Genomic DNA, 14,751 nt, shown 5'->3' on the forward strand with positions numbered 1-14,751 from the left:
CGTAGGTCCGGGTTACTTCCTCGGTCGCAGGAAAGGCGCCAGCGCGTCCAACACGGCCGGGTCCTCGATCGTCGAGGGCACCACGACGTCCTGTTGTCCGTCGGCGATCTGCCGCATGGTCTTGCGCAGGATCTTGCCCGACCGGGTCTTGGGCAGCCCCTGGACCACCGTGCAGTCCCGGAACGTGGCCACCGCGCCGATCTCGTCACGCACCATCGCCACCAGCTCGGCGCGTAACTCCTCGGGGTCGCGGACCTGCCCGGACTTGAGCACCACGTACCCGACGGGCCGCTGGCCCTTCAGCTCGTCCCTGACCCCGATCACGGCGGCCTCCGCCACGGCGGGGTGGGTCGCGATGACGGCCTCCATCGACCCGGTCGACAGGCGGTGGCCGGCCACGTTGATCACGTCGTCGGTCCGGCCCATCACGTAGACGTAGCCGTCGGAGTCGATGTACCCGCCGTCCCCGGTCGAGTAGTACCCGTCGAAGACCGACATGTACGAGGAGACGAACCGTTCGTCGTCCTCCCACAGCCCCGCCAGCGTCCCCGGTGCCATGGGCAGCTTGATCGCGAGATTGCCTTCCTCGCCCGCGGGCAGCGGGTTGCCCTCGCCGTCGAGAACGTGCAGGTCGTACCCGGGCACGGCGACGGTGGGCGAGCCCGCCTTGATCGGCATCGGCTCCAGACCACGCAGGTTGGACGCGATCGGCCACCCGGTCTCGGTCTGCCACGAGTTGTCCACCACCGGCCTGCCGAGCTTGTCGGTGGCCCACTGGTAGGTGTCAGGGTCCAGGCGCTCACCCGCGCAGAACAGCGTGCGCAGGGAGGACAGGTCGTACTTGTCGACCTCGGCGCCCTCCGGATCCTCCTTGCGCACGGCGCGGACGGCGGTCGGGGCGGTGAACAGCGCGGTGGCCCGGTGCTCGGAGATGACCCGCCAGAAGGCCCCGGCATCCGGCGTGCCGACCGGCTTGCCCTCGTAGATGATGGACGTCGCACCGATCAACAGCGGTGCGTAGACGATGTACGAGTGGCCGACCACCCAGCCCACGTCCGAGGCGGTCCACCACACCTCACCCGGCCGGACCCCGTAGACGTTCCACATCGACCACGCGAGCGCCACCGCGTGGCCGCCGTTGTCCCTCACGACGCCCTTGGGCAGGCCCGTGGTGCCGGAGGTGTAGAGGATGTACAGGGGATCGGTGGCCTTGACGGGCACCGGGGCCGCCCGCTCGGACGCGGCGACGGCGTCATCCCAGTAGCTCCAGGTGGTGCCCGGCGTCTCCGGGAAGGCCTCGTCGGGGAACTGCTCGTGACGCGGGGCCACGATCACGGCACCGGGGGTGTGCCGGGTGAGTTCGAGAGCCTTGGTCACCATGGGGAAGTACGGCACCTTGCGGGTCGGCTCGATCCCGCCGTGGGAGGTGACGATGACCTTCGGGCGCGCGTCGTCGATACGAATCGCCAACTCCGGGGCGGCGAAGCCCCCGAAGACGACGGAGTGCACCGCACCGAGCCGGGCACACGCGAGCATCGCGACGGCCGCGCGGGGAACCATGGGCATGTAGATGACGACCCTGTCGCCCCGCCCGACGCCCTCGGCGGCCAGCGCTCCGGCGAACTCCTCGACCCGGTCCAGCAGCTGGGCGTAGGTGATGGTCTCCTTCACCCCGGTCACGGCGGAGTCGTAGATGAACGCGGCCTGGTCCCCCCGGCCCGCCTCGACGTGGCGGTCCACGCAGTTGTAGGAGGTGTTCAGCTCCCCGTCCGGGAACCAGCGGTAGAACGGCGGGCGAGAGCGGTCGACCGCCGTGGTCGGAGGCGTGGTCCAGTCGATATCCGCCGCGACGTCGAGCCAGAACGCGTCGGGATCGCTGATCGAAAGCCGGTGGGCGGCGGCATAGGACGAGGCGGTGGAGTCCGTCATCGGGAGTTCCCCTCACAGGTGGGAGCGTGCCCGCCGGCCGGGCCGACGGGCTGTGACAAGACTCACTCTAGTGGCAGGCCGAGCTCCCGATACCTCATCATCCGCTCGGCATACCTCCGCTCAGGGGGGCGCCTGCGGACCTCGAGGAGGGCCGCGGCGACGGCATCGGCCATCCGGTCGCAGAAGGATTCCGGTTCGTCGGCGGCGTCGGGCCTCTCCGGGACCACCACGTCCACGATCCCGGCTCCCAGCAGGTCGGCGGAGGTGATCCCCTGCGATCGGGCGACCTCCGGCGCCCGGGAGGTCTCGTGGTGGAGGATGGCGCTGGCGCCCTCGGGCGGGAGCGGTGCGAGCCACCCGTGCCGTGCACACAGGACCCGGTCGGCCGGGAGCAGCGCGAGGGCGGCCCCGCCGGTGCCCTGGCCGAGTATCACCGAGACGGTCGGGCTGGACAGCGTGACCAGGTCCGCGAGGCTCCGGGCGATCTCGCCCGCGAGGCCGCCCTCTTCCGCCTCCCGGGACAGCGCGGCCCCCCGGGTATCGATGAGCAACACCAGCGGAACGCCCATCTCCGCCGCGATCCGCATCCCACGGCGGGCCGACCGCAACGCGGACGGACCGAGCGGGCTCGTCTCGTTCTCCGCATCGCGGTCCTGGGCCAGGACGACCGCGGACTGGCCCCGGAAGCGCGCCAGGGAGAGCAGGAGGGACCCACTGTCCTCTCCCTGCCCCGTCCCCGACAGCGGGACGCGGGTGGGTGCGACCCGGTCGAGGAAGGCGCGGGCGCCCGGGCGGTCGTGCCGGCGGGACCGGGTGATGGCGTCCCAGGCGTCGGGTGGGGTGCCGTCGTCGGGCTCCGGCTCGGGTACGGGGCCGGGCGGTGGGGCCGGCTCGTCGTCGGAGGGCGGGTCCTGGCACAGCACCCGCAACGCCCGCGCGGTGAGGTCCCGCAGGCCCTCGGGAGGGAGGACACCGTCGATCATCCCGCGGCGTGCGAGGTTCTCCGAGACCTGGACGCCGTCGGGGAAGGGGGCGTCGTAGAGGGCCTCGTACACGCGGGGTCCCAGGAACCCGATGAGTGCTCCGGGTTCCGCGACGGACACGTGCCCCAGTGAGCCCCAGGACGCGAACACGCCGCCGGTGGTGGGGTGCCGCAGATAGACGAGGTAGGGCAGGCCAGCGGTCTTGTGTCCCGCCACCGCGGCCGAGATCTTGACCATCTGCAGGAATGCGATCGTGCCCTCCTGCATCCGGGTCCCACCGGAGGTGGGGGAGGCGAGGATGGGCAGGCCCTCGGCGGTCGCCCGTTCGATCGCCGAGACGATCCTCTCGGCGGCGGCGATCCCGATGGAGCCGGCGAGGAAGTCGAACTCGCACGCGATGAGCACCACGCGTCGACCCAGCAGGGTTCCTTCACCGGTGATGACGGACTCGTCCACTCCTGATTTCTCGGCCGCCCGCCGCAGGGAGTCCTCGTACGCGGGCACCGAGTCCACGTGGGGCGGTCGCACCGGAGCGCCGTCCCACGGTCGGAACGAACCGTCATCGAGGACGAGGTCGAGGATCTGCAGAGCTCCCGTTCGCGCCATGACCGCATCGTACGGTGGGGGCGGCTACCAGCCGGTATCCTCGGCACAGGGGTGCTCCGCCGCACCCCCCGTCCCGCTGAGGAGGCCCCGTCGCCATGATCGTCACCCGTAGGGACGGCGCAGTAGTCGTCGTCACCATCGACCGTCACGAGACCCGCAACGCCCTCGACGCCGAGGTGTGTACCGCGCTGCGGGAGGCCGTCGAGGCCGCCGGTGCGGAGGCCGAGTCCGAGGACCCGGTCCGGGCGATCGTCATCACGGGTGCGGGGACTGCGTTCTGCGCCGGGGCCGACCTGTCCGGCGGGGTGTACAACTCGAACTTCTACGACTGCCACGCCGGCATGCTCCGGGCCGTCGAATCGGCCCCCGTGCCGGTCATCGCAGCCGTCAACGGACCGGCCGTGGGCGCCGGTGTGCAGCTCGCGCTGGCCGCGGATCTCCGGGTGGTGGCACCGGGCGCGGTCTTCGCCGTCCCGGTCGTCAAGGTGGGGCTGGCGCTCGACAACTGGACGATCAAGCGGCTCGCCAACGTCGTCGGCGGCGGGCACGCCCGCTCGGTCCTCATGACCGCGCGCCCCGTCGGCGCGGAGGAGGCGGCCCGGATCGGCCTGGCGAACGAGATCGGTGACATGGATTCGGCGATGGAGCTCGCGGCGGAGCTCGCCCGCTCGGCGCCGCTGAGCCTGCGGCACATCAAGACCGTCATCAACGACGACGACGCCCGGCTGCTCCCGCGGGACGAGCACACCGAGCTCCAGCTCCGGGCCTGGGGCAGTGAGGACATGGCCGAGGCCCGGGCCGCGCGCGCCGAGAAGAGGCCCCCCGTCTTCCGCGGACGCTGACGCGCCACACCAGCGGTGGGGCGCGCCGCGGCGGCTCCCACGTGTCGGCCCCACGTGGACCCCGGCCCGGGTACGATTCCAGCGCCCGACCCGGATCCGCCTGACGTGGGCGTCTGGCACGGCCCCGGGTAAATGACATCCAGGGGGAACGCCAGCGATGGCCAGGCACAGTGCGTCGCCGCAGAGTGGGAATCCGACGGCCCGCAGGGTCGTCCTCGTGGGAGCCGCGCTCCTCGCGGTCGTGCTCGTCGCGGTACTGGTGCTCGCCGGGCTCTCCCGGGCCGGTGTCGGTGGATTCTGTGGAGACGACCTCCGGATCAGTGTCGCCGCCGAGCCCGAGATCGCCGACCACGTGGATGCCCTGGCCGAGGATGCCGACGGGTGCTATTCCTTCGAGGTCGCCCCTGTCTCGTCGGCTGACCTCGCCGGGCGTGTCGCCTCCCGTGAGGCGCTCCCCGACATCTGGGTCCCGGACTCGGCGGTGCGGCTCGCGCAACTGTCGCGGGACGTGCAGATCCCCTTCGACACGGTGGTGAACTCGCTCGCGTCCACCCCGGTGGTCATCGCGTCCCGCGACACCCCGGTCGACATGTCGACGTGGACCTCCGCCCTGGCGACCCCGGGACTGACGATGGGCGATCCCGTCCGGTCCGGGATCGCGGACGCGCCGATCCTCGCCGCCGCGTCCGAGGTGGAGATCATGCGGTCGACCGCGGACGCACTGGGCGCGTCCATGGCGATCCTGGCGCAGGGGCAGATGAGCCGCATGGAGGTTCCCCCGACATCGCGCGAGATGCTGGACAGGGTGGTCTCCGGGGGCGGCGCGACGATCGTGACGGAGCGTGAGGCGGTGCTCGCCCGGCGTGAGGCCCCGCACACGGGACTCCAGATCGCCGCTCCCGCCACCGGGGCGGTGTTCCTCGGGTACCCGCTGGCGGTGACCACCCAGGACCCGACCCGGCGAGCCGAGGTCGCCGGTGCCGCCGAAGCACTCCGCGACGCCACGGCCTCGCCCGCCCACCGCGACGGCCTCTCGGCGGACGGTTTCCGGAAAGCGGACCGCGCGCCCCTCGCGGACGGGTCAGGGGTGGGCGAGATCGAGATGCTCGTCGTCCGCGACCCCGACCGCCTCCACGGCGTCCTCCGACGGTGGCGGGTGTTGGCGATGCCCGGGCGGTCCCTCGTCCTGGTGGACACCTCGGGATCGATGGGATTCGGGATACCGGGTACGGACCGGACCCGGATCGAGGCACTGGTCGCCACGGCGGGCGCCGGCCTCGGGCAGTTCCCCGACGACGCGGCTCTCGGGCTGTGGGCGTTCGGCGGGGCCGCCGGCCGGGATGGCAGGCCCTACGCGGAGGTCGCGCCACTCCGACGACTCGACGAGGCCGGCGCCGACGGTTCGCACCGGGAGGCCCTCGGCGGCGCGCTGGCGGCCCTGCCCGGTCTGGTGGGCGGCGGAACCGACCTCTACCGGTCCGTACTCGACGCCTACGCCCAGGTGCGCTCCGGCTACGACCCCAACATGGTCAATTCGATCATCGTGATCTCCGACGGGGCCGACGACGCCACCTCGGACCTCGACGAAGGGGAGTTCCTCGCCCGACTACGCGACATGGTCACCCCGTCGCGCCCGGTGATCGTCGTGACGATCAGTCTGCTCGACGACGCCGCGTCGGGCACCCTGGCGGAGATCTCCCGGGTGACCGGCGGCAGCAGCCACGTCGCGCGGACGCCCGACGAGATCGTGCGGGTGTTCGCCGACGCGGTGGGCAGTCGCGGAGCGGCGCCCGGCGCCTGACTCGCTTAACCCCGGATAGAGGTAGCTGCCCCCCTCCGATGGGGGGGTGATGAACTGCGGTTTCCGTGGAATCGACCGTGTTGATCGAGAGTCTCCGCCGCGAACTTGTGTTACGTGTCACACTTCCCCCGTCACTATCTGTGAGGCGCATCACTACAGGGGTGCGCTGATGAGAACCCGAAACGGAGGACCTCCGTGTCCCAACCAACTGATCCGCCGACGGGGGGCGCATCGCGGCGAACCCCGGGAACGGCGGAATTCACGGCGATGCAGTCCAGCCCCGCCTTCCAGGAGCTGCGCAGCAAGTTCCGGGCGTTCGTCTTCCCCATGACCGTCGCCTTCCTCATCTGGTATTTCCTCTACGTCATCCTCGCCGTCTATGCCACGGACTTCATGGCCACGAAGGTGTTCGGGAACATCACCTGGGGCCTGATCATCGGCCTGGGACAGTTCGTGACAACCTTCCTCATCACGTTCCTCTACATCCGGTTCGCCAACCGCGTGATCGATCCCCGTGCGGAATCCATCCGCCTCGAGCTGGAAGGTGAGGCCGTCTGATGGATTGGCTACTCAACATCAACGAACTCGTACCGGGCGAACAGGTCGGCAGCACGCTGCTCAACATGGTCGTGTTCGGCGTCTTCATCGTCATCACGATGACGCTTGTCCTCAGGGCGTCCAAGTCGACCAAGTCTACGAAGGATTTCTACACCGGCGGGTCCACCTTCACCGGTCCGCAGAACGGGTTCGCGATCGCCGGTGACTATCTGTCGGCGGCATCCTTCCTCGGCATCGCCGGCGCGATCGCGATCAACGGCTACGACGGCTTCCTCTACTCGATCGGATTTCTCGTCGCCTGGCTCGTCGCCCTGATGCTCGTCGCCGAGCTGATGCGCAACACCGGCCGGTTCACGATGGCCGATGTGCTCAGCTTCCGCCTCAATCAGCGGCCCGTCCGGATGGCGGCGGCCCTGGCCACCCTCGCGGTGTGCCTGTTCTATCTCATCGCCCAGATGGCCGGTGCGGGTGGCCTCGTAGCGCTGCTGCTGAACATCAACGACTCCACGGGGCAGGCGATCGTCGTCGCGGCGGTGGGGCTGCTGATGATCGTGTACGTGCTGGTCGGCGGGATGAAGGGCACGACCTACGTCCAGATGGTCAAGGCGGTCCTGCTCGTCGGCGGTGTCCTGATCATGTGCCTCCTGGTCCTCGTGGCCGCGCGCGGCAACTTCTCCGCGCTCCTGGGTGAAGCCGTCGCCAACTCGGGCAAGGACCTGTTGCAGCCCGGTCTGCAGTACGGCGCCACCGAGACCAGCAAGCTCGACTTCGTTTCCCTGTCGATCGCACTAGTCTTCGGTACCGCCGGCCTGCCGCACGTGCTCATGCGCTTCTACACGGTCCCCACGGCCAAGGAGGCCCGCCGTTCCGTGACCTGGGCGATCGCGCTCATCGGCGGCTTCTATCTGTTCACCCTCGTGCTCGGCTTCGGTGCCGCGGCGATGGTCGGCCCGGAGGTGATCGAGGCCGCGCCCGGTGGCGTGAACTCGGCGGCACCGCTCCTCGCATTCGCCCTCGGCGGTGAGATCTTCCTCGGCATCATCTCCGCGGTCGCCTTCGCGACGATCCTCGCGGTGGTGGCCGGGTTGGCGATCACGGCGTCCGCATCGTTCGCGCACGACATCTACAACGGCGTCATCAAGCACGGCAAGGCCACCGAGAAGTCGCAGCTCCGGGTCTCGCGGATCACGGTCGTCGTGATCGGGCTCCTGTCGATCGTCATGGGTATCGGCGCCATGGGGCAGAACATCGCCTTCCTCGTCGCCCTGGCCTTCGCGATCGCCGCGTCGGCGAACCTGCCGACGATCCTGTACTCGCTGTTCTGGAAGCGGTTCAACACCACCGGCGCCCTGTTCTCGATGTACGGCGGGCTCATCAGCACCCTGGTGCTGATCGCGCTCTCGCCGGCGGTCTCCGGTGGCGAGAAGTCGATGATCACGGGCGTCGACTTCTCCCTGTTCCCGCTCTCGAACCCGGGCATCGTGTCGATTCCGCTGGCGTTCCTGCTGGGCATCGTCGGCACGTTCATCGGGAAGAAGGACGAGTTCCCGGAGAAGCGGGTGGAGATGGAGGTCCGTTCCCTCACCGGTGTCGGTGTGGAGAAGACCATCGCTCACTGACGTCTCCTCGGCGGGCCCACCACCACGGGCCCCCGCCGGGTCCGCCCGGTCGTCCTCGGACGACCGGGCGGACCTCGTCGTGGGCCGGGAGGGACTACCCTCGGTGGGCACCACACCGATTCGGAGGCGGTAGAGATGTATCCCGGACAGGACGACCAGACCCGACGCATGGGGCAGCAGCCCGACTCGCGTGCCTACTCGCGGATGGGCGACGACCAGGCCTACGACCCCGCCTATGACGACGGCTACGGAGCCGACGGGGGATACGCCGCCGCGCCCGCGGCGAAGCGCCGTGGCCCCGCCCTCGATGTGGGCAAGTTCGCCGGCAGCGTGGTCGCGACCGCCCTTGTGGCGGCCATCGCCGGATGGCTGATCGCATGGATCGTGGAAGCGGTGTTCGCGCGTTTCGGCCACCAGTGGGCCAACGGCGGGAACACGCCCACGATGTACGCGGTCTACGGGGCCGTCGCCGCGCTCCTCGCCGGGCTGCTCTGGTACCTGCTGCTCGTCGGCACGGCCAACCCCCAGCAGTTCTACTCCTGGACCGTCGGGCTGCTCATCGTCGCCGCTGTGGCGTTGCCGCTGCTGGTCACGGTGCCGTTCCTCGACGGACTGGCGGCCGCGATCGTGCACTTGTTCATCGGATTGCCGATCCTGGCACTGACCAGCGCGTTCTCCGCCACTCTCCGGCGATGACGCGCCCGCGGCGGCCGTGACGGCCGGCCGCTGTGGGTGGTGCCCCCGAGAGGAATCGAACCTCCGACACCGGCTTTAGGAGAGCCGTGCTCTATCCACTGAGCTACGAGGGCGGGAACGGGGGAGAGTCTAACCGATGGGCGGGGGATCGTGATCGCCGACTTGGAGTGAGTGGTCCCGGCCGGTAGTCTTGACCGTCGGCGTCCATGTCGTCCCCTGGTGGGGCGGTGGACCACCTCGCGCGGGTCACCACCGGCCGCCGTTCGAGGGGGAGGGCGCCCGCCCGGCCGGCAGCCCACTAGACAGACAGAGGTATCGCCTGTGTCCACGTACACCCCCAAGCCCGGGGACGTGACGCGCGCCTGGTACGTCATCGACGCCACTGATGTGGTTCTCGGTCGACTCGCCGTCCAGGTCGCCAACATCCTCCGTGGCAAGCACAAGCCGCAGTTCGCCCCGAACGCCGACACCGGCGACTTCGTCATCATCATCAACGCCGACAAGGTCGCGATCTCGTCCAACAAGCGTGACCGAGTGGTGCACCACCGCCACTCCGGTTTCCCGGGCGGCCTGAAGTCGCAGTCCCTCGGCAAGGCCATGGACACCCGTCCCGACCGCGTCGTCGAGAAGGCCGTCAAGGGCATGCTGCCGAGCAACAAGCTCGGCCGTGCCGTCGCCTCCAAGCTCAAGGTGTACGCGGGTCCCGATCACCCGCACGCCGCCCAGCAGCCCGTGCCCTTCGAGATCAAGCAGGTGGCCCAGTGACCGACGAGAACATCACCCCCGAGGCCGAGATCGCCGACGACGTGGTGGCGGATCTCGCTGCCGAGGTCGCCGAGGACTACAGCGAGGCCGACTACGCCGGTGGCACCGACTTCGTCGCCGACGCCGACGCCCAGCTGGGGTCGACCGTCACCTCCGGTCCGGCCCAGGCCGTCGGACGTCGCAAGGAAGCCGTCGCCCGCGTGCGCCTGCTCCCCGGTTCCGGCCAGTTCACCCTGAACGGCCGCACCCTCGAGGAGTACTTCCCGAACAAGGTGCACCAGCAGCTCGTCAAGTCGCCGCTGGTCCTCGTCGAGCGCGACGAGCAGTTCGACATCGTGGCACTGCTCCACGGTGGCGGCCCCTCGGGTCAGGCCGGCGCGCTGCGTCTGGCCATCGCCCGCGCGCTCATCCAGTACTCGCCGGACGACCGCCCGGCGCTCAAGAAGGCGGGCTTCCTCACGCGCGACGCCCGTGCCGTCGAGCGCAAGAAGGCCGGCCTCAAGAAGGCCCGTAAGGCCCCGCAGTACTCGAAGCGCTGATCCACCCGGGTCGCGTCACCGGAGCAGGCCCCTGCGTATGCGGGGCCTGCTCCGGTCCATTTGCCCACTGCACTGTCGGTCGGGGTTATCCTGACCCGGCCATTCACGCCCACCGTCCGCGGCGGGGCGAACCATCACCCCCGGAGGACCACACGATATGACGCGACTGTTCGGCACCGACGGGGTCCGCGGACTCGCCAACCGGACCCTCACCGTCGACCTGGCCGTGCGCCTGGGGGCGGCCGCCGCGGCGGTCCTGGCGACCGAGGTCGAGCCGTCGCCCCGCCGGGCCGAATCCCGGCCCGTCGCCGTCGTCGGCCGTGACCCCCGTGTCTCCGGGGAGATGCTCGAGGCCGCCCTGGCCGCCGGCCTGGCGAGTCAGGGCGTCGATGTCCTGCTCGTGGGCGAGTTGCCGACCCCGGCCGTCGCCCACCTCACGGCCCAGCACGAGGCCGAGCTGGGTGCCGTGATCTCCGCCTCGCACAACGCGATGCCGGACAACGGCATCAAGTTCTTCGCCGCCGGGGGCCACAAGCTGGCCGACGAGGTGGAGGACCGTGTCGAGGCCGCCCTCACCGACGGTGCCATCACCGGACCGACCGGCTCAGCGATCGGCCGTATCTCGCGGGCGACGCAGGAGGACGCCTTGGACGGCTATGTCCGGCACCTGCTCGATGCCACGCCGGGCCGGTTGGACGGGCTCGTCGTCGTCGTCGACTGCGCCAACGGCGCCGCCAGCGCGGCGGCCCCGCGTGCCTACCGCGAGGCCGGCGCCACGGTGATCGAGATCCACGCCAGCCCCGACGGCTACAACATCAACGACAACTGCGGTTCCACCCACCTCGACGACGTCCGCGCCGCGGTGCGCGCGCACGGCGCCGACCTGGGCCTGGCGCACGACGGCGACGCGGACCGGTGTCTGGCCATCGACGCCTCCGGCGAGGTTGTCGACGGCGACCAGATCATGGCGATCCTGGCCCTGGCGATGCGCGACTCCGGGGAACTCGTCGGCAACACACTGGTGGCCACCATCATGAGCAACCTGGGGCTCAAGGTCGCCATGCGGGAGGCCGGGATCGAGATCACCGAGACCAAGGTGGGCGACCGCTACGTCCTCGAGCGTCTGCGCGAGGGTGGGTACAGCCTCGGCGGCGAACAATCCGGGCACCTCGTGCTGCCCGCCCACGCCACCACCGGTGACGGCGTGCTCACCGGGTTGCGCCTCATGGCCCGCATGGCGGAGACCGGCAAGTCGCTGGCCGAGCTCGCCGGGGTCATGACCGTGCTGCCGCAAGTCCTCGTCAACGTGCCGGTCGAGGACAAGGCCGCAGTCGTGGCATCCGGGGCGGTCTGTGACGCCGTGGTGGGGGAGGAGCGCAGGCTCGGCTCCACAGGCCGCGTGCTTCTGCGTCCCTCCGGCACCGAGCAGCTCGTCCGCGTGATGGTCGAGGCGGAGGACGCGAACCTGGCCGGCGAGGTCGCCGAGCGCCTGGCGGGCGTGGTCGCCGCCGTGTGACCGTCCGGGCCCGTGCGCTCTCCGGCGCCGGGCCCCCGCGACCGGGCGCCACGGGCCGGGCACCGGAGGGCGATCAGCCGCCCGTGAAGGACTTGACCAGCTTGAGCATCGGCGGGGCGCTGGCGAGCAGGTCGTCGGCCTCCTCGTCGAGCATCTCGTGGGTGACCGTGACGGTGCCCTTGAACTCCGCCTCCGGATCGGCGAACGCGGCATAGGTGTCGTCGTCGGTCAGGGTGGCCAGCAGGTACCCCGCCAGCAGCGGGCGCACGGCCCGATGGGTGCGGAGGTCGGGGTCCGCCAGCCCGACCCGCTCGAGAAGCGGGTTGCGCTCGACCAGACCCGTCTCGATCGCCTTCTCCAGGCGTCGGTGTACCAGGTCGCCGCGCCACAGGCGCTGCAGTTCGCGGGCGTCCTCGGAGTGGACCCCGCCCGCACCCGAGAGCAGCAGGGCGGGGGCGTCGACGGTCATCGCCCGATCGGCGGCCGAGGGCACGGTCTCGGTGGGGAAGACCATGACCACCCCGTCGATGTCGGTGCGCTGGGAGGCCAGCAGCGCGGCGACCCCGCCGCCGAGACCGTGCCCGGCCACGGCGATCCGGTGTGGATCGGCCCGGACGGCCCCGCGGCCCAGGGTGGCCTGGAGGACGTCCTCCAGCGCGGCCGACAAGTGATCCGCGTAGTGCTGGTGGTTCGGCCTCAGGCCGCGGTCCGAGGCGGGCGCCACCACCACGAACCCCCACGACGCGAGATGCTTGAGGGTGTCGACGTAGTGCTCGGGCCCCCTGGTCCAGTCGTGGGCCCAACCCACGAGCGGGGCCGGCGACGGAGCGCCGCGGGGGACGAACACGACCCCCGGCGTCCCGGTGAAACCGAGGTCGCCCCTGTCGACACCGTAGGGGCCGCGTCGGGACACCCGGGCGAGCAGTTCCTTCGTCTTCTTGGCCACGATGGCCACAGTATCGCCTCGGGGGCGACGAAGGGGCGAGGGTCCCCGGACTGCGTGGCTACACTTAGCGGCCATGTGCGGAATCGTCGGATATGTCGGGCACAGGCCCGCCCTCCCTGTCGTCGTCGAGGCCCTGCGGCGGATGGAGTACCGCGGCTACGACTCGGCTGGTGTCGCCGTCCTCGACGGCGCGGGCACCTCCCGGGTCGAGAAGAAGGAGGGCAAGCTCGCCAACCTCGAGGCGGAGCTCACGGCCGCGGGCGGGGACGGGTTCCCGGGTACCACCGGCATCGGCCACACCCGCTGGGCCACCCACGGTCGCCCGAGCGACCGGAACGCCCATCCGCATGTCTCGGGCGACGTCGCGATCGTGCACAACGGCATCATCGAGAACTTCGCCCCGCTGCGCGCGGAGCTCGAGGCCGCCGGGGTCGATCTGGAGTCCGACACCGACTCGGAGGTGGCTGCCCACCTGGTGCGGTGCGAGATGGAGTCGGGCCGCAGCGGCGGCGACTTTGTCGCCGCGTGCCGCACCGTGCTCCGCCGCCTCGAGGGCGCGTTCACCCTTGTCTTCAGTCACGCGGCCCACCCCGACGTCCTGGTGGCCGCGCGCCGCTCGACCCCGCTGGTGCTGGGCGTCGGCGAAGGCGAGATGTTCCTCGGTTCCGACGTCGCGGCGTTCATCGAGCACACCCGCGAGGCGGTCGAGCTCGGCCAGGACAACGTCGTGGTGTTGCGGGCCGACTCCTACGAGATCACCGACTTCGCCGGTGAGCCCAGCGAGGGGCGCCCCTTCCACATCGACTGGGATCTCGCCGCCGCCGAGAAGGGCGGTTACGACTACTTCATGCTCAAGGAGATCGCCGAGCAGCCGCAGGCGGTCGCCGACACGCTGCTGGGCCATTTCCAGAACGGCCGCATCGTGTTGGACGAGCAGCGAATGACCGACCAGGACCTGAGGGACATCGACAAGGTGTTCATCGTCGCCTGCGGCAGCGCCTATCACTCCGGCATGGTCGCCAAGTACGCGATCGAGCACTGGACGCGCCTGCCATGCGAGGTCGAGATCGCCTCGGAGTTCCGTTATCGCGACCCGGTCCTGGACCGTTCCACGCTGGTGGTGGCCATCTCCCAGTCCGGCGAGACCGCGGACACCCTCGAGGCGGTCCGCCACGCCAAGTCCCAGAAGGCGCGCGTCCTGGCCGTGTGCAACACCAACGGCTCGCAGATCCCGCGCGAGGCCGACGCCGTCCTGTACACGCACGCCGGTCCCGAGATCGGTGTGGCGTCGACGAAGGCGTACCTGGCGCAGATCACCGCCAACTACCTCGTGGGCCTCGCGCTCGCGCAGGCCCGCGGCACCAAGTACCCGGACGAGGTCGCCGCCGAGTTCCGTCAACTCGAGCAGATGCCGCACGAGATCCAGAAGGTCGTGGACTCCCTCGACCCGGTCCGCGGGATCGCCCGGGAGCTCGCCGGCGCGAAGTCGGTGCTGTTCCTGGGGCGCCACGTCGGCTACCCGACGGCCCTCGAGGGCGCGCTCAAGCTCAAGGAGCTCGCGTACATGCACGCCGAGGGCTTCCCGGCGGGCGAACTCAAGCACGGGCCCATCGCGCTCATCGAGGAGGGCCTGCCGGTCTTCATCGTGATGCCGCCGGTCGAGGGCCGCGGGGTGCTGCACTCGAAGCTGGTGAGCAACATCCAGGAGATCAGGGCCCGCGGCGCGCGGACCATCGTGATCGCCGAGGAGGGTGACGACGTCGTCCGGCCGCTGTCGGACTACTTCATCCCGATCCCGGCGTCGACCACTCTCCTGCAGCCGCTGCTGGCCACCATCCCGTACCAGGCGTTCGCGGCCGAGGTCGCGGCCGCGCGGGGGTACGACGTGGACAAGCCGCGCAACCTCGCCAAGTCCGTCACGGTGGAGTGACCCGCCGCCGGGTCTGAGACG

General features: G+C 70.5%; 12 protein-coding genes and 1 tRNA gene. 9 read left to right on the top strand and 4 right to left on the bottom strand.

Annotated elements, in window-relative coordinates; all coding sequences use genetic code 11:
• Positions 1-12: 12 nt before the first annotated feature.
• Positions 13-1,929 carry a propionyl-CoA synthetase gene (locus G6R20_RS12570; protein WP_163376611.1) on the bottom strand — a complete coding sequence of 639 codons (1,917 nt, stop codon included), beginning with the start codon at positions 1,927-1,929 and terminating at the stop codon, positions 13-15.
• Positions 1,930-1,991: 62 nt separating this feature from the next.
• Positions 1,992-3,518: a carboxyl transferase domain-containing protein gene (locus G6R20_RS12575; protein ID WP_163376612.1), complete on the bottom strand. Its 1,527-nt coding sequence runs from the start codon at positions 3,516-3,518 to the stop codon at positions 1,992-1,994.
• Between the two features lie 95 nt (positions 3,519-3,613).
• Here G6R20_RS12575 and G6R20_RS12580 point away from each other — a divergent pair, with 95 nt between their 5' ends.
• From G6R20_RS12580 to G6R20_RS12600, 5 genes are all read left to right on the top strand, one after another.
• Entirely contained in the window at positions 3,614-4,360 is a 747-nt protein-coding gene (locus G6R20_RS12580; protein ID WP_163376613.1) for an enoyl-CoA hydratase, read from the top strand.
• Between the two features lie 217 nt (positions 4,361-4,577).
• Positions 4,578-6,161, top strand: coding sequence for a substrate-binding domain-containing protein (locus G6R20_RS12585; RefSeq protein ID WP_240341444.1), 1,584 nt, complete (start codon positions 4,578-4,580; stop codon positions 6,159-6,161).
• A 267-nt stretch (positions 6,162-6,428) separates the two neighbouring features.
• Positions 6,429-6,719, top strand: coding sequence for a DUF485 domain-containing protein (locus tag G6R20_RS12590; protein ID WP_067712641.1), 291 nt, complete (start codon positions 6,429-6,431; stop codon positions 6,717-6,719).
• Positions 6,719-8,338, top strand: coding sequence for a cation acetate symporter (locus G6R20_RS12595; protein WP_163376615.1), 1,620 nt, complete (start codon positions 6,719-6,721; stop codon positions 8,336-8,338). Before G6R20_RS12590 ends, G6R20_RS12595 begins: the two co-directional genes overlap by 1 nt.
• Before the next feature lie 135 nt (positions 8,339-8,473).
• Complete coding sequence (locus G6R20_RS12600; protein WP_067712632.1) at positions 8,474-9,034, top strand: hypothetical protein; 561 nt, start codon at positions 8,474-8,476, stop codon at positions 9,032-9,034.
• Positions 9,035-9,071: 37 nt separating this feature from the next.
• Here the strand turns inward: G6R20_RS12600 and G6R20_RS12605 are convergent.
• Positions 9,072-9,147 (bottom strand) — tRNA-Arg (locus G6R20_RS12605).
• A gap of 208 nt (positions 9,148-9,355) precedes the next feature.
• On the opposite strand from G6R20_RS12605, the gene rplM reads away from it, so the two are divergent.
• The 3 genes from rplM to glmM all read left to right on the top strand — a co-directional run bounded on the left by rplM (position 9,356) and on the right by glmM (position 11,854).
• Positions 9,356-9,799 (top strand): 50S ribosomal protein L13, encoded by a 444-nt coding sequence (rplM, locus tag G6R20_RS12610; protein WP_154830355.1) that lies wholly within the window; start codon positions 9,356-9,358, stop codon positions 9,797-9,799.
• Entirely contained in the window at positions 9,796-10,338 is a 543-nt protein-coding gene (gene rpsI, locus G6R20_RS12615; RefSeq protein ID WP_154830354.1) for a 30S ribosomal protein S9, read from the top strand. Before rplM ends, rpsI begins: the two co-directional genes overlap by 4 nt.
• A gap of 157 nt (positions 10,339-10,495) precedes the next feature.
• A complete protein-coding gene (gene glmM / locus G6R20_RS12620; RefSeq protein ID WP_067712629.1) occupies positions 10,496-11,854 on the top strand; it encodes a phosphoglucosamine mutase in 1,359 nt (452 codons plus the stop codon).
• Between the two features lie 73 nt (positions 11,855-11,927).
• On the opposite strand, the gene G6R20_RS12625 is transcribed toward glmM, so the two are convergent.
• A complete protein-coding gene (locus G6R20_RS12625) occupies positions 11,928-12,800 on the bottom strand; it encodes a dienelactone hydrolase family protein (protein WP_240341445.1) in 873 nt (290 codons plus the stop codon).
• A 73-nt stretch (positions 12,801-12,873) separates the two neighbouring features.
• Between G6R20_RS12625 and glmS the strand changes: the two genes are divergently transcribed.
• Positions 12,874-14,730 (top strand): glutamine--fructose-6-phosphate transaminase (isomerizing), encoded by a 1,857-nt coding sequence (gene glmS, locus G6R20_RS12630; protein ID WP_067712623.1) that lies wholly within the window; start codon positions 12,874-12,876, stop codon positions 14,728-14,730.
• The last annotated feature ends 21 nt before the right edge of the window (positions 14,731-14,751 follow it).

The organism is Dietzia sp. Alg238-R159 (assembly GCF_900537145.1).
GTDB lineage: Bacteria > Actinomycetota > Actinomycetes > Mycobacteriales > Mycobacteriaceae > Dietzia > Dietzia kunjamensis.

Excerpts from the sequence above, each read along its gene's own strand:
- G6R20_RS12570 (WP_163376611.1), bottom strand. The coding sequence starts at position 1,929 with ATGACGGACTCCACCGCCTCGTCCTATGCCGCCGCCCACCGGCTTTCG.
- G6R20_RS12575 (WP_163376612.1), bottom strand. The coding sequence starts at position 3,518 with ATGGCGCGAACGGGAGCTCTGCAGATCCTCGACCTCGTCCTCGATGAC.
- G6R20_RS12580 (WP_163376613.1), top strand. The coding sequence starts at position 3,614 with ATGATCGTCACCCGTAGGGACGGCGCAGTAGTCGTCGTCACCATCGAC.
- G6R20_RS12590 (WP_067712641.1), top strand. The coding sequence starts at position 6,429 with ATGCAGTCCAGCCCCGCCTTCCAGGAGCTGCGCAGCAAGTTCCGGGCG.
- G6R20_RS12595 (WP_163376615.1), top strand. The coding sequence starts at position 6,719 with ATGGATTGGCTACTCAACATCAACGAACTCGTACCGGGCGAACAGGTC.
- G6R20_RS12600 (WP_067712632.1), top strand. The coding sequence starts at position 8,474 with ATGTATCCCGGACAGGACGACCAGACCCGACGCATGGGGCAGCAGCCC.
- glmM (WP_067712629.1), top strand. The coding sequence starts at position 10,496 with ATGACGCGACTGTTCGGCACCGACGGGGTCCGCGGACTCGCCAACCGG.
- glmS (WP_067712623.1), top strand. The coding sequence starts at position 12,874 with ATGTGCGGAATCGTCGGATATGTCGGGCACAGGCCCGCCCTCCCTGTC.